The 17,201-nt window shown below is 61.0% G+C and carries 15 protein-coding genes; 8 read left to right on the forward strand and 7 right to left on the reverse strand.

Annotated elements, in window-relative coordinates; all coding sequences use genetic code 11:
- Positions 1–161 precede the first annotated feature (161 nt).
- A complete protein-coding gene (locus tag ACVDG9_RS20750) occupies positions 162–2,126 on the forward strand; it encodes a 4Fe-4S binding protein (protein WP_447238858.1) in 1,965 nt (654 codons plus the stop codon).
- Positions 2,127–2,142: 16 nt separating this feature from the next.
- Here the strand turns inward: ACVDG9_RS20750 and ACVDG9_RS20755 are convergent, their stop codons facing one another.
- Positions 2,143–2,907 carry a hypothetical protein gene (locus ACVDG9_RS20755; RefSeq protein WP_208984239.1) on the reverse strand — a complete coding sequence of 255 codons (765 nt, stop codon included), beginning with the start codon at positions 2,905–2,907 and terminating at the stop codon, positions 2,143–2,145.
- Positions 2,908–2,999: 92 nt separating this feature from the next.
- Here ACVDG9_RS20755 and ACVDG9_RS20760 point away from each other — a divergent pair, with 92 nt between their 5' ends.
- The 5 genes from ACVDG9_RS20760 (at position 3,000) to ACVDG9_RS20780 (ending at position 7,248) form a co-directional block, all read left to right on the forward strand.
- Positions 3,000–3,194, forward strand: a complete 195-nt coding sequence (locus ACVDG9_RS20760; protein ID WP_023003109.1) for a DUF6494 family protein — start codon at positions 3,000–3,002, stop codon at positions 3,192–3,194.
- A gap of 1 nt (position 3,195) precedes the next feature.
- Positions 3,196–4,305 (forward strand): Mrp/NBP35 family ATP-binding protein, encoded by a 1,110-nt coding sequence (locus tag ACVDG9_RS20765; protein WP_447238859.1) that lies wholly within the window; start codon positions 3,196–3,198, stop codon positions 4,303–4,305.
- Positions 4,302–5,003, forward strand: a complete 702-nt coding sequence (locus tag ACVDG9_RS20770; RefSeq protein ID WP_447238860.1) for a biotin/lipoate--protein ligase family protein — start codon at positions 4,302–4,304, stop codon at positions 5,001–5,003. The genes ACVDG9_RS20765 and ACVDG9_RS20770 overlap by 4 nt, the downstream gene beginning before the upstream one ends.
- A 4-nt stretch (positions 5,004–5,007) precedes the next feature.
- Complete coding sequence (locus tag ACVDG9_RS20775; protein WP_062487297.1) at positions 5,008–5,484, forward strand: DUF6505 family protein; 477 nt, start codon at positions 5,008–5,010, stop codon at positions 5,482–5,484.
- Between the two features lie 186 nt (positions 5,485–5,670).
- On the forward strand, positions 5,671–7,248 hold the full coding sequence (locus ACVDG9_RS20780) for a serine hydrolase (RefSeq protein ID WP_152505630.1): 1,578 nt from the start codon (positions 5,671–5,673) through the stop codon (positions 7,246–7,248).
- A 22-nt stretch (positions 7,249–7,270) separates the two neighbouring features.
- Here ACVDG9_RS20780 and ACVDG9_RS20785 read toward each other — a convergent pair whose 3' ends face one another.
- Positions 7,271–8,149 carry a PhzF family protein gene (locus ACVDG9_RS20785; protein WP_152505629.1) on the reverse strand — a complete coding sequence of 293 codons (879 nt, stop codon included), beginning with the start codon at positions 8,147–8,149 and terminating at the stop codon, positions 7,271–7,273.
- A gap of 232 nt (positions 8,150–8,381) precedes the next feature.
- Between ACVDG9_RS20785 and ACVDG9_RS20790 the strand changes: the two genes are divergently transcribed.
- Positions 8,382–8,900, forward strand: coding sequence for a hypothetical protein (locus ACVDG9_RS20790; protein WP_023003103.1), 519 nt, complete (start codon positions 8,382–8,384; stop codon positions 8,898–8,900).
- Between the two features lie 94 nt (positions 8,901–8,994).
- Here the strand turns inward: ACVDG9_RS20790 and ACVDG9_RS20795 are convergent, their stop codons facing one another.
- Complete coding sequence (locus ACVDG9_RS20795; RefSeq protein WP_447238861.1) at positions 8,995–10,068, reverse strand: alpha/beta hydrolase family protein; 1,074 nt, start codon at positions 10,066–10,068, stop codon at positions 8,995–8,997.
- 134 nt (positions 10,069–10,202) lie between these two features.
- Here ACVDG9_RS20795 and ACVDG9_RS20800 point away from each other — a divergent pair, with 134 nt between their 5' ends.
- Entirely contained in the window at positions 10,203–11,240 is a 1,038-nt protein-coding gene (locus ACVDG9_RS20800) for a helix-turn-helix domain-containing protein (protein ID WP_447238862.1), read from the forward strand.
- 275 nt (positions 11,241–11,515) lie between these two features.
- Here ACVDG9_RS20800 and ACVDG9_RS20805 read toward each other — a convergent pair whose 3' ends face one another.
- From ACVDG9_RS20805 to ACVDG9_RS20820, 4 genes are all read right to left on the reverse strand, one after another.
- Positions 11,516–12,679, reverse strand: coding sequence for an iron-containing alcohol dehydrogenase (locus ACVDG9_RS20805; RefSeq protein WP_447238863.1), 1,164 nt, complete (start codon positions 12,677–12,679; stop codon positions 11,516–11,518).
- A 310-nt stretch (positions 12,680–12,989) separates the two neighbouring features.
- Complete coding sequence (locus ACVDG9_RS20810; RefSeq protein WP_296603469.1) at positions 12,990–14,378, reverse strand: aldehyde dehydrogenase family protein; 1,389 nt, start codon at positions 14,376–14,378, stop codon at positions 12,990–12,992.
- A gap of 225 nt (positions 14,379–14,603) precedes the next feature.
- Entirely contained in the window at positions 14,604–15,971 is a 1,368-nt protein-coding gene (locus tag ACVDG9_RS20815; RefSeq protein ID WP_447238864.1) for a glutamine synthetase family protein, read from the reverse strand.
- A gap of 123 nt (positions 15,972–16,094) precedes the next feature.
- Positions 16,095–17,144 carry a TRAP transporter substrate-binding protein gene (locus ACVDG9_RS20820; protein ID WP_023003097.1) on the reverse strand — a complete coding sequence of 350 codons (1,050 nt, stop codon included), beginning with the start codon at positions 17,142–17,144 and terminating at the stop codon, positions 16,095–16,097.
- Positions 17,145–17,201: the final 57 nt, after the last annotated feature.

A 17,201-nucleotide genomic window follows, 5' to 3' on the forward strand; every position in this document is an offset into this window, starting at 1 on the left:
GATGTTACGTAAAATGCTGTAGCAAGCGACATAAATTTCAAGCCCCGCAGAAGTCGAACTTGACGCGCGCCTTTCCGCGCCCTTGTTATGGGGTTCGGCATTGTCTGACAAATCACAAGAGAATCGGTTTCGGACGATCCGGGGGAGAGGACGCGCACACAATGACGCAACCAAGGCTTCTGCTTTGCGATTGCCTGAATACACAGGCTATTGACGCCGGGCTTATCGAACAGGCGACGGGACTGCCCTGTTCGAAAATTCACACGCAACTTTGCCGCGGCGAAGCAGCGCAGGCTGCCGAAGCGCTTCAGGCGGGCAATGTCATCATTGCGTGTCAGCAGGAACGCCAGGCATTCGAGGATCTGGCCGCAGACCTTGAAGCGGACGAACCTCTTTTTGTCGATCTGCGCGACCGAGCCGGTTGGACCGCCGACACCCGCAGCACGTCTCCCAAGATGGCCGCGCTGCTCGCCGAATCGATCTTGCCGACACCCGGTGCAAAGGTCGTGGACGTTACCTCGGAGGGCACCTGCCTCATCCTTGGCGACAGCGAAGCTGCGCTTACCGCGGCAGACCATCTTTGCGAGCTCCTGAGCGTTACAGTCATTCTCGACCCTGCCGACGAATTGCCTCTTGCCGACGACCGGCGGTTCGACATCGTGCGCGGCCGGGTAACAACAGCAACCGGTGCGCTTGGCCACTTCAAGGTCGGTTTCGATGCCCTGCAGGAACGCATTCCCGGCGGGCGGGGCGCGTTCAACTGGACAGACCCCAAGAGCGGTGGGCGCACGGAATGCGACATCGTGCTGGACCTCCGCCGGGGGCAGCCGCTCTTTCCCGCACCGGAAAAGCGGGAAGGCTACCTGCGGGCGGACCCGGGCAATACGGGCGCGTTCACCAAGGTGCTCCTGGATGCCTCACAACTTGTCGGCACTTTCGAAAAGCCGCTCTACGTTCGTCTGGACGAGCAGCTCTGCGCTCACTCCAGGGCCCGCAAAACAGGCTGCACGCGCTGTCTGGATCTTTGCCCAACAGGTGCCATCAGCCCTGGCGGCGACAGTGTTGCGGTCGATACGATGGTCTGCGCCGGCTGTGGAAGCTGTTCGGCGGTCTGTCCGTCCGGTGCCATCAGCTACGATGCTCCTCCCGTCAGCCACACCTTCCAGCGCCTGCAAACGCTGGCGGCAACCTGGCGCAAGCTCAGCTCCGACGCACCGCGCCTGCTCGTTAACGACAGCAGCCACGGCGCAGAACTGATCCGCCTGGGCGCGCGCTACGGCAAGGGCTTGCCGGCAGATGTCATTCCGCTGGAGATGGAAGCCATCGCCAGTTTCGGCCATACGGAAAGCCTGGCAGCACTTGCCTGCGGCTTCGCCGACGTGACCGTGTTGCTATCACCAGCCACGGAAAAGGAAGGCATGCCCTTCCAGGCTGAACTTTCCAATGCGATCGCCGGCGAAGACCGCGTCTGCCTCATCACCCCGTCCGATCCGGACGAGCTGGAAGAAATCCTTTACCGCGAACAGTCTCCGGTGACCGCGAAGCAGCCGATCCTGCCCCTTGGCTCCCGCCGGCAAATCACGCGTCTTGCCGCCAAAACGCTCAACGAGCCGGGCAAGGTCATCCCGCTTCCGGAAGGAGCCCCCTATGGCTCGGTTGTCCTTGACCAGGACGCCTGCACGCTGTGCCTGTCCTGCGTGTCGCTCTGCCCGTCAGGCGCCCTGAAGGAAAATCCCGATGCGCCGCAGCTGCGCTTTCAGGAGGATGCCTGCCTGCAGTGCGGCATCTGCACGACAATCTGCCCGGAAAAGGCCCTGACACTGGACCCGAGGCTTGATCTTTCGGACGACGCATTGCGCGCCAGGGTGCTGAAGGAAGAAGAGCCGTTCAACTGTGTTGAATGCGGCAAGCCATTCGGTGTCCGGTCAACAGTGATGAGACTGACGGAAAAGCTCGCCGGCAAACACGCCATGTTCCAGGACAACAAGGCCATACAGCTCATACAGATGTGCGACGACTGCCGGGTGAACGCCGTCTACCATTCGGAAAACAACCCGTTCGCCTCCGCCGAGCGCCCACGTGTTCGCACGACGGACGACTACATCAGCATGCGGCGCGATCATTGAACCGGATGAGACAAGATCACTGGTACTGTATGGGGGCTCCGAGGTCGGCCGGCGGAATGCGGGAAACGAACGCAAGGATCGCTTCGAGTTCTTCAAGCGTCATCTGCACCGGCACGATCGGCGATGGCCTGCTTATGTCGAAAGGTTCGGTAACGCCGTCGATCACCGTGAAAGCGGGATGCGGATTGAGGGCAAAAAACGCCTCGAACCGCATTTGCCAGTCGGAGAAACTGCGCATCACCGCGAAGGAAGGCGATGAACCGATGGTCGTAAGGCGCGTCGCCTCGTTGACCATATGGCACCGTCCGCAATGGAGAACGGCCAGTTCCTCACCCCGGATCGCATCGCCGGACAGGACGACCGGACCGTCGTCCTCCACCTGTTCGAGCGCTGCGGTGAACACCTGCTTGCCGTCCTCCTCGAAAGCATCAACCGTGCGCCTGCCGATATCCCCGGTCAGCCAGTCCCGAAAGCGGATCGCGTGTTCGTTGGTTTCCTCATGGGTCATGAGGAACCAGGTCTTGCCAAGTCCGGAGAACACGGCAACCCCGGAAGCGCCTTCCGAAAGACTGAGTTCGGAGGATTCCGTGTCACCCACGATTTCGATGCGGATCCCGGTCTTGAGCGAAAAGCGCGGCAGCAGATACTGGAGGAAGCCGGTTTCCGCAATCGCGTTCGGCACGCCCATCCGGAAAGACCGCGATTGCGCGATCCCCGGTTTATGGAACAGGATGCCGGCCGACAGGGCAACGGCAAGAAATATCAAGGCACGGCAGCCCACGCGCTCCTCCCTCACGTTGCTGGCCAGATCCGCTAGGGTAGGTTTCAATCGGGCGAGCCGTCAATGTGCGCCGCATTCAACAGGAGAATAAGATGAGCGAAGATTTCAACATGTCCATGCGCAAGTTCCTGAAGCAGGTCGGTGTGACCTCGCAGCAGGCCATCGAAAATGCGGTGCGCGAAGCAGGCCCGAATGCGGGAAAATCCTTCAAGGTGAAAGCTGTCGTGACGATCGAGGAACTCGGTCTCGAGCACGTGGTCACCGGCGAAATCGAGGGGCAGGACTAACGTGTCACTGACGCGCGAAACCGCCCTGTCGGTTCTGAAGACGATCAAGGATCCGGCCTCCGGCGAGGACATTGCCGCCTCGGGCATGATGCGGGCACTGCAGGTCAATGGCGGTACGGTCCGCTTCGTTCTGGAGATCGACCCGCGGCGCATGGCCGAGATGGAAGTTCTGAAAAGCGAAGCGGAAACGAAGCTTGAAGCGCTGGAAGGCTGCGAAAGCGTTCAGGTGATCCTGACGTCCCATGCGGACCAGCCGGCCGCACAGGCCGCCAAACCCGCAGCGCCCAAACCGTCCGAACCGCAGCCGATCCGGGCGAAACCGGCAGCACCGGGCGCAACCGGGCCGCAGAAGGTGCCTGGCATCGACCGGGTGATCGCGGTTGCCTCGGGCAAGGGCGGCGTCGGCAAGTCGACCGTGGCTGCCAATCTTGCCTGTGCGCTGGCCGCCGAAGGCCGCAAGGTGGGTCTGCTGGATGCCGATGTCTATGGTCCGTCGCAGCCCAAGATGCTTGGCATCTCCGGCCGGCCGACCTCGCCGGATGGCCAGATGATCCTGCCGCTGCGCAACCACGGTGTCACCATGATGTCCATCGGCCTGATGACATCTGGCGACGAGGCAGTTGCCTGGCGCGGGCCGATGCTGATGGGTGCTCTGCAGCAGATGATGACCCAGGTGCAATGGGGCGCGCTCGATGCGCTGATCGTCGATCTGCCGCCCGGCACCGGCGATGTCCAGATGACACTTTGCCAGAAGTTCGCCGTCGACGGCGCCATCATCGTTTCGACACCGCAGGACGTTGCCCTGATCGATGCCCGCAAGGGCATCAGCATGTTCGAGCAGATGCAGGTTCCGCTTATCGGCATGATCGAGAACATGTCGACCCACATCTGCTCCAACTGCGGCCATGAGGAACACGTCTTTGGCCATGGCGGCGTTGCTGCGGAAGCGGAAAAGCTCGGTGTTCCCCTGTTGGCCGAAGTGCCGCTGCATCTCAACATCCGTCTTGCCGGCGATGGCGGCACACCGATTTCGATCAAGACACCTGAAGCGCCGGAAGCTTCCGTGTTCCGTCAACTCGCCCGAACTTTGATCGCGGAGGGCAACGCATGAGCGAAGTGCAGTTTCCGCCGCTTTTTCAGGGCGAGGCACTAACCGGACAGGCAGATCCCTTCGAACGTGCATTGGCGCTTGCCATCACCGGCACGGACCCTGGAACAGTCATCTATAACCTTGGCGGGGAACGCCTGCGGGCGGCTCTGATCTTTGCACCGGAAGTCCCGCTGGAGGAGGCCATGGCCATCCTGCCCGTGTGCGGCCTCGGCTTTCAGGCAGCGCTCGGCACGCTCGCCCCGCCGGAGGTGGCAGTCCACCTGGAATGGGATGGCCGGATTCGCGTCAACGGCGCGGTCTGCGGGCGCATGCGCGTCAAGGCGTCTACGCAGGATCCCGAGGCAACCCCGGACTGGCTGATCCTCGGCCTGGAACTCAGCATGACTAGCCGGAAATCAAACCCCGGCAAGGATCCTGACCGAACCTGGTTGTCCGAAGAAGGCTGCGGCGAGATTACCCCCGACCAGCTCCTGGAGTGTTGGGTGCGCCATAGCCTTTACTGGCTCAATCGCTGGCTGGACGACGGCCCGCGCCCCGTCCATTCCGACTGGCGCAGTCTTGTTCCGACGCTGGGTGAAACGGTGGAGGTTGACGGAACCTCCGGCACTTTCGTCGGTGTCGATGAAAATTTTGGTATGTTGCTGAGAACGGGTGAGGACACGACCTTGATCCCGCTTTCCAGCCGTCTTGAGGGATAACCGGATGAAACTCGCTCGTGCCATTCACCTGGATGACAGCGACCGCAACGTCTTCTTTTCCCCGGCTCGTACCGGCGAATGGTGCCTGTCCGGCGGCTTCGAGTTTTCCGACTGGACCGAAGCCGACCTGACCGGCAAGGCACGTCAGGCCTTTGCCAACGGCTGGCTGGGGCTGGAAACCTTCGGCAGAGCAACCTTCGTTGCCGTCACCCCGATCGAAGAGGCCGAGCTTGCCACCCTCGCAGAGCGGCTTGCTCAGCATTTTGTCGACATTTACGGCGCACCTTCCGTAGAGGCGGCGCTTGGTGTTGCCCGTCAGGAGCTGGCCTATATGGCAGAGCTTTGCGAGGAGCATCCGGAAAACACGCTGATCGCCGTTCAGCGCGACCTGACCGAAGACGGTGTGCGCGAAGCCTTCAGAACCATTGCCGCTCCGGAAGCGAAACTGGATATGGTCGCCGTCCACGGCGACATCGAATAGCACCCGACCTGCCGGCCGGATGCCGTTCTGGTGCCGGCCACTTGCTTGTCTGCTCAAGACACGGTTGCTTAACCAAGAAGTTTCAACAAACCCGCATTACACGTCGTTAAGTTGATCTCTCAGGTGCGTTTCGCGCATCATGCATATGCTTGTTTTGATTTCAGTATCTCCCCAAGGAATTTGCATATGCCCCGGCACACACTCTCCCGCCGTCTGTTTCTCGGCACTGCGACCGCTGCACTGACTGCACTGCCACTGCGTGGGTTTGCGCAGGAGCTTTCTCCTGCCCAGACACCAGGCGTTGAAGCCTCGCCCGAGCAGATTGCAAAGGCAGTCGCGGAGCTTGACGCAATCGTGGCCGACGTGATGACGCGCAGCAAAATCCCGGGGCTCGCCGTTGCCGCCGTTCATCGGGGCGAAACCGTCTATTCCAAGGGCTTCGGCGTGCGCCGCCTTGACGGACCGGAAACCATCACACCGGACACCGTGTTTCAGCTTGCGTCCCTCTCCAAACCGGTGGGCGCGACCGTCGTTGCGAGCCAGGTCAGCAAGGGCGTCGTCGGCTGGGACAGCCGGATGCGTGAACTGTTGCCCTGGTTCGAATTGTCCGATCCCGACCGCACCGAAAAGCTGACCATAGGTGACCTCTACAGCCATCGCTCCGGTCTGCCGGACCACGCAGGCGACGATCTGGAAGACCTGGGTTACGACCGAAAGGAAATCCTGCAGAGATTGAAGCTTCTGCCGCTGGCACCTTTCCGGATTTCCTATGCCTATACCAACTTCGGCCTGACTGCCGCCGCGGAGGCCGTTGCCGAGGCTGCCGGCACCGACTGGAGCAGCCTTTCGGAAGAAGCGCTTTACAGGCCACTCGGCATGACGTCGACCAGCTCACGCTTTGCCGACTACATAGCAGCAAGCAACCGCGCCATCCCACACAGCCGAGACGGCGACGGCTTTGCTCCGCTGTACCAGCGCAAGCCCGATGCCCAGTCGCCGGCAGGTGGCGTCAGTTCGACCGCCAACGATCTGGCCATCTGGCTGAAGATGCTGCTTGCAGACGGCGCCCACGCGGGAACTCCGCTTATCGCACCCGAGGCGCTTCTGCCGGCCATCAGCCCGCAAAGCTTTTCGGATCGCCCCCACAGCCCCGATGCCAGGTCCGGCTTTTACGGTTACGGTTTCAATGTCGGCACTGATCCGTCCGGCCGTGTCCGGATCGGCCATTCCGGCGCGTTCCTGCTGGGCGCGGGCACCTGCTTTGCGATGATCCCCTCGCTCGGCCTGGGCATAGTCGTCCTCACCAATGCAGCCCCTGTCGGGGCAGCTGAAGCCATCACGGCCTCTTTCACCGACCTGGCACAGCTCGGCCACATCACCCGGGACTGGTACGGCGGATATTCGAGCAGGTTCGAAGGCTTCTACACCAAACGTGGCAGCACTGTCGGTCAGGACCGCCCGGCAGATGCCGGCCCGACGCCTCCGCAAGACCTTCTCACCGGCACCTATTCCAACCCGTATTTCGGCAAGGTCGAAATCAAGGCAGACGGCGACAAGCTGGTGCTGATGGCAGGACCGAAACAGATCCCCTTCCCGCTGAAGCCCTGGAGCGGGCCGGTAATGGTGTTCGATTTCGTCACCGAGAACGCGCCCGACGGATCCCGTTCGACGCTCGTCTTTGGCGATGTATCATCCGGTCCGGCCAAGTCGCTCGAGATCGAACTCTTCAGCGAGACGGGACCAGCGCTGTTCGAACGGGTCTGACGTCACACCGGCGCAGCGGGTTTCACAGGTGAAACTCGCCCGTCAACCGCAAGGCCGCATACCCACCGACAGAAACACCGGTGACTTCGCCGCCAGACGTGTTCAGCACTGTTCTGACGATGCTTGGACGACCCATCTCGAAGCCCTGCTCCGCGACCAGGACCGCCTGTCCGCCATTACCAGGCAGAAGTTTTTGCGCCCGGAACAATTGGCAGGCCAGCGCACCGTTGGTGGTGCCGCTCGCCGCCTCTTCCGGATCGCCGACACCGTGGCAGAGATCCCGCAGGCGAACCTTAGCCTTGCCCAGACCACGCCCTGTCCGGCACCAGATGCCCATCGTGTCGATCGACCGTGCCTGGCTGAAACGGCGCAGCCCGTCATCATCCGGACGAAGGGCTGCCAGAGCATCGGTATCTTCCACTTCGATGAAAACATGCCGAAGGGCTGTCGAGGACGCCGCAACGCTGAGAATACCAGCCGGCTCCATGCCGAGCAGCGGAGCTATCTCGTCCGCGATTGCCTCGTTCAATCCGAACTTCGGCAAAGGCTGGTGCATGGTGATGGCACCGTCCGAGGCGACATCAACACCGATTTCCCCCGCGGGTGTTTCCTGCACATAGCTTCCAGGCCCAATCCGCCCGTCGGCCAGCAACGCTGCAAAAATCGCAACTGTAACATGGCCGCACATATCCATTTCCGCCCGGGTCGAGTGAAAGCGGACCTCGATCCTCTTGTCGGACTTCTGGCGGACAAAACCCGTTGTCGGGGCACCGATATCCGCAGCGATCCGCTGACGCGCGTCTGGCCACAGCGGCGTATCCTCAAAAACAACGCCGCCGATGTTGCCGCCTCGCTCATCGGCAGCAAAAGCGGCATAGAGGCGGACGGGCAACTTATCCATTTCGGCATTCTCACATTGTCGGCGTTGTAAAGAGGGCGCATCCGATCATGCAAGAGGAGGTGTAGCAACAGCGCCGGCGCGTTATCCAAAGATTGGAAACAGCCGCTGCGGGGCGTCAATTTTTCATCACGAATTCGTCACGCAGGACCCTCGCCATTTTATTTCCATGTGATCGCATTCAGAGCCAAGTATCTGCCAGCAGAAGAGACAATCTCAGGAAAGTGATCCCGTCATGAATACGACTTCCAGCCAGGCCCAGACTGCCGGTACCCTGCCCGCCCTGAGTTTTCATACGCTCGGTCTGATGTTCATCTCGGGCTTCTTTGCGACCAACGCGTTCGACCTCTGGGGCCAGATCATCAGTCCGGCTTTGGGTTTCGCGACCCTTTCACCGCACGGCCTCGCCAAAAGCCTGCTTGGCAGCCTGGGTCTTCCGAACGGCGACTTCGGCGGATATTTCGTCCATTTCTACGCCGTCGGACTGATCGGCTACCCTGTCGGCTGGATGTTCATCTTCGCACCGTTGTGGCAGCGCGTGGTCGGCAACACCCACTGGCTCCTGCCGTCGGCAATTTACGGTTTCGGTCTCTGGGTCTTCGCCATCGGCGGCATCACATCGGTCGCTGGCCTGCCCTTCTTCCTGAACTTCAGTGGCATCGTCTGGGTCGCCCTTGTTGGCCATGTTCTCTACGGCATCGTGCTTGTGGCAGTGCTGAAGCTGATCGAACGCAGCCAGGGCGCTTCATCCTGACACCTTGAGACGACCGGCAGCCTCCCACACCCGAAAGCGCGGGAGGCTGCAGTCCACTTGAGCAAAAAGCTCGATCGTGTCCCCGGCCAGGCCGTCAGTTTGCCGCCTTCAAATCTTCCCGGAAAGCCTCAACAATCATCTTGGCCATCTGATCGTGCAGCTCGGCACGAGACCTGCCGCCACCATCGGTGCACAGGCTGTCCGTCTCGCCGATGGATTTCATGAAGGCAATCGCATCTTGCTTGCACACGGGCAAGAAGCTGAAATGAACGGCATCCTCGATGTGATCCAGATCGGCGTCTGGCGCAGCAGCGGCCAGATGCGCAGAACGCACACCGACATCGATCTGCCCTGCCACGCCAAGATTGAGGAAATGCAGCGGCACACCGACGCCCGCGAAGCTTTGCTCCTGAAAGGCGGCCGCCAGCGCCGGATCGACAGCAATAACAGACTTGATCCGGGCATCATGGCTCTTTTGTTCGAAAAGAACCTTGTCGACCGTCCGCAGATCAAACGGCTCGACCTTGATTTCCTCCCTGTCGACAAACGCCCTGCCGCCCATGAACCATTTGCAGTCCGGCATCTGCGGATTGGTGTCGCAATAGTCGACATAAGCCTCCAGGCTTGCCGTTGCACCCACGCTTTCCAGAACGGCAGCGCCGCCAAGGGAAAAACCGAGCGCCCCGATATTTCCTCGATCGATTGACGCCAACCAGTCCGGATCGGCAATCAACTTATCAATCACCACGGAAAGGTCGTTCGTTCTTTGCCAGAGCTTCGGCGTATCTTCCGGCGTGGAATCGCCGCTGGTGGTGCCAGGGTGATTTGCACCGGCGACAATAAAGCCTTCGCCGGCAAGTTCGCTCGCGATCCAGGCCATCTTTTCGACTGACGCTCCCGACCCGTGCGAGAGCACGATCAGCGGATACATCCCTTCCGCCCTTGCGGCATCGGCCAATGCTGGCGTGCCTTCGAAGATCCTGTCATCGCCGATCAGCACCGCCTCCCCGCCCGGCTTGGCCGGGTACCAGACCAGAACAGTGAGATCCTCGCCTCTGGCTTTCGAATTTACCGAGATCTCGCGAACACCCACCGGTTCCTGGGCCTTGGCTGGTGTGGTGACAGCCAGCGTGAGAACCAACGGCAAGAAAAGAGATTGTATTTTCATGAGGGGTCTTTCAGTCAGTGGAGCAATGACCGAATTCTTGCTAAGGCCGTGATGGAAAGCGTCCTCTTTCACGATTCAGTCATGCCGGATCGCGATAAAGGTCCCCGCCATCGCCCCATCGAGGTGCCTTGCCCGTGCTGTTTGTTCCCCTGCCCTTCGTCAACGCGTTGCTTCTGGCGCTTGTCTTTGTGTTCCTGAAGAAAAGCAACGGAGCAACAGCCACACGCGCCTTCCTGATGCTGATTGCCCTGTGCTGCCTGCAATCCATCGTCCTGGGCCTGCGCTGGGGATATAACGTCGACGCTTTGCGCTTCGTGCAGCCGCTGCTGGCCGCTCTGCTGCCCCCTCTTGCCTATGAGAGCTTTCGCGGTCTCGTCGACCAGGCCGCGCCCGGACGGTTTCGCATGGTAGCGGCGCCACTGGCCGCACTCGTCATTCTGGGTCTGATGCTTGCGGCGCCTATCTTGCTGGATAGTGCCCTGGTGCTGCTGTTCCTGGCCTATGCCGTGGCCCTGGCACGGATCGCCTGGCGCGGACCGGACGGCCTCGGACTTGCCCGTCTTGACGAAGCTGCCGCTGCCCACCGGGCACTGTGGCTGGCCGCCTTCTGCCTGTGCCTGTCCGCCCTGTTCGATCTGGTGATCCTTTTCGATTTCGAACGCTCGGGCGGCAGCCATGCAGCCATTCTGGTCAGTAACGCAAATATAGTCAGCCTGCTGCTGATCGGTCTTGCCGCCCGCACGGCAGGCCATGCCCAGACGGAGACAAACACCGAGCCGGAACCCGCGGCCCAGACCGCCACCTCCGAAGACGCGGAAATCGTCGCGCGAGTCGACGCCCTGATGATGGCACAGCACCTTCATCGCGACGACACGCTCAACCTCTCAAGGCTGGCTCGCCGGGCCGGTCTGCCCGCCCGTCAGCTCTCGCAGGCCATCAACCGGGTGCGCGACATGAATGTCTCACGCTATGTGAACGATTTCAGGATCAAGGATGTCTGCACGCTGCTGCGCCAGGACGGCATCACGGTGACCGAGGCCATGTACCGGGCAGGGTTTTCGACCAAGTCGAACTTCAACCGCGAATTCCTGCGGGTGACCGGCATGACGCCGGATCAGTGGCGGAAGGCGGAGAGCAGCGATCTCGAACAGAAAGACCGAATGGCGCGCTGAGCGCCAGCAATGCACGCACCACCAACCTCATCCTGGAAACGTTCAGAGCGACCTGAAGTGCAAAGGCTCTGAGTGCGTGATCCGCGACGCAGCGAAGCGAAGACCCGGGATCGGAGAGCGTCAAAGCTGTCCGCGAACAGTTCTGGTCCATCTACAGGCCTCGCGGCACACCGGCCTGGCTTGGCTACGCTTGGCCGTGATTGCGAAAGATGGCCTGAAAAACAAAAAAAGGCGCACCGGTATCCGGTGCGCCTTCGAGGTCAAGGGGTCTTGCTTCAGACGGTACCCTGCTGAGCCTTGTCGAAGATGTCCAATGCGCCTTCCTTGGTCAGCGGAACCGGGTTACCGCCTGCGGTCGGGTCGACAATCGCCATTTCGGCAATCAGGTCGCGCTTGCTGTCATCGACATTGAGACCGGCCAGCGTGTGCGGTACGCCGAGGTCTTCACGCAGTTTCAGGATCGCATCGAGCACACCCTGATAACCGCCGGCGATGCCAAGGAAACCGGCAAGCCGCTCGAATTTCTGTTCGATGGCGGGTTTGTTGAACTGCAGCACGTAAGGCATGAAGACCGCATTGGTCATGCCGTGGTGAGTGTCATAAAGCGCACCGACCGGATGAGACAGCGAGTGGATCGCTCCGAGGCCCTTCTGGAAGGCAACAGCACCCATGGCGGCGGCGCTCATCAGGTGACCACGTGCTTCAAGATCAGACGCATCCGCAGCAACTTTCGGCAGGTTTTCAAACACCAGCCGCATGCCTTCAAGCGCGATGCCTTCGGACATCGGGTGATACATCGGTGCGGAATAGGCTTCCAGGCAATGTGCCAGAGCGTCCATACCGGTGCCGACGGTGATGAAACGCGGCATGCCGACGGTCAGTTCCGGATCGCAGATCACGATGGCCGGCAGCATTTTCGGATGAAAGATAACCTTCTTGGTGTGCGTCGCTTCGTTGGTGACAACACCCGCGCGGCCAACTTCCGAGCCGGTTCCGGCAGTGGTCGGCACCGCGACGATCGGCGCAATACCGGCCGGATCTGCACGGGTCCACCAGTCGCCGATATCTTCAAAGTCCCATATTGGCCGGGTCTGGCCGGCCATGAAGGCGATCAGCTTGCCTGCATCGAGGCCCGAACCGCCACCAAAAGCGATGACACCATCATGTCCACCGGCCTTGTAGGCGGCGACACCGGCAGCAATGTTGCTGTCGACCGGGTTCGGCTTGACGTCGGAAAAGACCGCAGCCTTAAGGCCGGCAGCTTCCAGGCTTGCAATCGCCTCTGCGACCATCGGCAGGCCGGCAAGGCCCGGGTCGGTGACCAGCAGCGGATTGGCCATTCCGGTGGCCTTGACTGCATCGGGAAGTTCCTTGATGCGGCCGGCACCGAAGCGAACGGAGGTCGGATAGGACCAATTGACGGAAGGAAGTGAGCTCATGGGTGTCTCGTTGTCTTGAAACTCAGGGTTCTGGTCGCTGCCACACCGACAAGGGAGGCAGTTACAAGTCTCGGCAGTGCCTCTTGCACCCCTCTCCCCCTTGCGGGGGAGATGTCAGCGAAGCTGACAGAGGGGGGTGACTGGGCTCTGCGTATATTCCGGTGCCTAGTTTGCCGAGGGGGTGGCACCCCCCCTCTGTCTCCTTGCGGAGACATCTCCCCCTCAAGGGGGGAGAGGGGAGCAAGCTCAATCACCCTGCCCGATTTGGGACTAGGAAACTGGGCTTGCTCGGTCGTCTGTCAGACCGGCCTCAATGTTCCAGACGGAAGTGGAACGACTTCGGCCGGGTCAGGTTGTGGAAGCCGATTTCGGAAAGAGCCGCGCCCTTGCCGGTGTCCTTGACGCCGGTCCAGACCAGGGCCGGGTCGAGATAGTCGCAGCGGTTCATGAACACGGTGCCGGTCTCGATCTTGTCGCCGATCTCTGCAGCGGCCTGAACGTCTTCGGTCCAGATCGATGCGGTGAGGCCATAGGGGCTGTCGTTCATGAACTGCAGCGCTTCCTCGTCGTCCTTCACCTTCATGATGCCGACGACCGGGCCGAAGCTTTCTTCGCGCATCACGGACATCTGGTGATTGACGTCCGTCAGCACCTGCGGCGCCAGGTAAGGCGTGCCTTCCTTGTCGGCTTCGAACTTGGAGGTATCGATGTGCGCCTTCGCGCCCTTGCGCAGAGCTTCTTGCGTCTGCTCGCGGATCCAGGCGGCAAAACGCGCCTGGGCCATCGGGCCGAGAGTGGTCGCTTCATCCAGCGGATTGCCAAGCTTGTACTGGCTGGTCAGATCGACAAAGCCTTCGACGAAGCGGTCGTAGAGGCTTTCATGCACATAGACGCGCTCGATGCCGCAGCAGCATTGGCCGGCGTTGTAGAATGCACCATCGACCAGGTTCTCAACCGCATAGTTCAGGTCTGCATCAGCCCGCACATATGCCGGGTCCTTGCCGCCCAGTTCCAGACCAAGCGTCGCGAAGGTACCGGCCAGCGCCTTTTCGATGGCACGTCCGCCGCCGACGGAACCTGTGAAGTTGACATGGTCGATCAGACCGGAACCGAGCAGTTTTTCCGTGCCCTGATGGGTCAGGACGATGTTCTGGAAAACGCCCTTCGGCAGACCGGCAATCTCGAAGGCCTTGGCGAGGCGCTCACCGACCAGAAGGGTCTGCGCGGCATGCTTCAGCACGACCACATTGCCTGCCATGAGCGCCGGCATGATGGTATTGATCGCCGTCATGAACGGATAGTTCCACGGCGCGATCACCATGACGATGCCGAGCGGCACGCGGCGCAGGTAGCGCTTGAAGCCCGCCTTGTCGGTGCGCTCCACATCGGCCAGCGCTTCAGCAGCGATCTTCGCGCAATATTCGGTGCGCTCGATGGTGCCGCCGAGTTCGCCACCGAAACGGATCGGCCGGCCCATCTGCCAGGCCAGTTCGGGCACGACTTCTTCGTTCATCGCCTTCAGCGCTTCCAGCGCCTTGAGGCAATAGGCAACGCGGTCGGCAACCGGCACGGCAGCCCAGCTTGCCTGTGCGGTCCGTGCGGTGGAAACCACCCGGTCGACCGCGGCGTCGTCCAGCGCCGTGCGTTCGGCATAGACCGAACCGTCGATGGGGGAAATCAGCTTGATGACATCTGACATTTTGAACCTCTCAGAACCGCCTCTACGGACGGTTTGTTGAAAGTGGTTGGCTCCGATTTCTTGTTTTTCAGCACCCACCTCCCTCATCCTGAGGAAGCGCGCGAGCGCTGTCTCGAAGGATGGGCCGCTTGTCCGGTGTGCCGCCCATCCTTCGAGACGGACCTAGCGGTCCTCCTCAGGATGAGCGGTAACCAAGCAGCTTGCCTTCTAGTGCTTCATCGCCTCTTACGCCCGCTCGAAGCCGCGGGCAATCTCGTAATCGGTGACCACGCGGTCGAACTCCTCCAGCTCCCATTCGGCGGCGCGGGAATAGTGGTCGATCACCTGGTCGGAGAACGCTTCTCGCAGGAATTTCGACTTGCGCAGGGTCTCGCGGGCCTCGCGCAAAGTGTGCGGAATTTCCCTCGCCTTCCTGGCGTCGTAGACGTCGCCGGTGGTCGGTGCGTCGAGTTCCAGCTTCTCTTCCATGCCCTTGATGCCGGCAGCGATCTGAACCGCCAGTGCCAGATAGGGATTGAGGTCGGAACCGCCGATGCGGCACTCGACGCGAAGGCCCTTGGTGCCTTCGCCGCAGAGCCGGAAGCCGGCGGTGCGGTTGTCGACCGACCACACGGTCTTGGTCGGCGCGAAGGTGCCCTTCTGGAACCGCTTGTAGCTGTTGATGTAGGGCGCCAGGAAATAGGTGTAGTCCGGCGCATACTTGATGAGCCCGGCCATGTAGTGGCGCATGGTCTCGGACATGCCATATTCACCCTTGGCATCCACGAAGACGTTGTTGCCGTCCTTGTCGAACAGCGACTGGTGCACATGGGACGAAGACCCGACGCGGGAATGATGCCACTTGGCAAGGAACGACGCGGAACGCCCTTTTGCCCAGGCAATTTCTTTCACCGCATGCTTGGCGATGGTGTGATATTCGGCCGTGTCGAGTGCCGGTGCATACTTGATGTTGAGCTCTTCCTGCCCGGCTTCGGCTTCACCCTTGGTGTTCTCGACAGGGATGCCGGCGGCATAGAGGTGATTGCGCACCGGGCGCATCACATCCTCTTCCTTGGTGGTCTGCAGGATGTGGTAATCTTCGTTGTAACCGGAAATCGGCTCCAGATCGCGGTAGCCGCCCTTGCGCATGTCCTCAAAGCTTTTCTCGAACAGGAAAAACTCCAGCTCGGTCGCCATGATCGGCGTCAGTCCAAGTTCCTCCAGACGCGCGACTTGCGATTTCAGCATCGCACGCGGGGAATGCGGCACTTCCTTGTGGGTGTGGTGATCGAGGACATCGCACATCACCATGGCCGTGCCTTCCAGCCACGGCACCCGCCGCAGGGAGGAAAGATCCGGTTTCATGACATAGTCGCCGTACCCGCCGGACCAGCTCGTCGCCGCATAGCCTTCGACCGTGTACATCTCCAGGTCGGTTGCCAGCAGATAGTTGCAGCAATGGGTCTCGTGATAGGCACTGTCGACGAAATGCTGGGCGTGGAAGCGCTTGCCCATCAGCCGTCCCTGCATGTCGACGATACAGGTCAGCACCGTGTCGATCTCGCCGGAAGAGACGAGAGTCTTCAGTGCATCAAAGGTCAGGTTGCCAGGCATTTTACGGTTGTTCCAGGTTGAGCGGTCGAGAATTTAATTCCGGAAAATCCCGGTCCGGAGGGGTCGCTCCGGACCGGCAGATCTGACCGTGCCTGCCGATGGCCGGCACGGTCCGGGTTTCTATCAGGAATAGCGGTAAGGCCGGCCGGCCTTCTTCATGTCCTGATTGTACTTCTTGAAGATCTCCACGACCTTTGCCTTGGTCGGGGATTCAGCTGCGATCTCGTCCCAGAAGGCCATCGCGGCTTCTTCGACCGTTGCCCATTCTGCGTCCGGAATGGAGGTCAGCTCCATCTTGGTGCCGTTGACGCGCAGGTTGGCTTCACCGCCCCAGTACCACCACTGGCGATAGTAGTGCGACGCATCCATGGCAAGCTGCAGCATGGTCTTCAGGTGATCGGGAAGCTCGTTCCAGCGCTCCTGGTTGGCGAAGAACGAACCAGCCCACGCACCCGAGATGTTGTTGGTGAGGAAGTAGTTGGTCACATCCGCCCAGCCGACGGTGTAATCCTCGGTGATGCCCGACCAGGCAATGCCGTCGAGTTCGCCGGTCTGAACGGCAACCTCGATGTCTTCCCACGGCAGGGTGACCGGCACGACGCCGAACTGGCTCATGAAACGGCCGGCTGTCGGGAAGGTGAAGACGCGCTTGCCTTCAAGATCCTTCAGAGAACGGATCGGGTCCTTGGTGGCAAAGTGGCACGGATCCCAGGAACCTGCGGAAATGTGCTTCACGCCAACCTTGGCATATTCCTCTTCCCAGATTTCCTTCAGGCCGTACTGGTTGAACAGCACCGGCACGTCGAGGGAATAACGGGAAGCGAACGGGAAGTAGCCGCCGAAGACGGTGACTTCGGTCGGGGACGCCATGCTGTCGTCGTCCGACTGAACGGCATCGATCGTGCCCTGCTGCATGGCGCGGAACAGTTCGCCCGTCGGCACCAGCTGGTCGGCGGTGTAGAGCTCGATCACCATCTCGCCGTTGGCGGCCTTGTTGAAGGCATCGATATGCGGCTTGATCACGTGCTCGGCGAGCGCCGGACCGGCATAGGTCTGGAGGCGCCATTTGATCTGCGACTGGCCATGCACGGCCGGAGCCGCAAGGGTGGTCGCTCCGGCGGCGGCGGCAGTGCCGATACCGGCTTTTTTCAGAAACTCACGTCTGTTGGTCATCTCAAGTTCCCCTAAGTTTCACATTCAGCTAAAGCGGTGCGGCCGTTTTCCGGCTCT

The organism is Roseibium sp. RP-7, assembly GCF_053005225.1.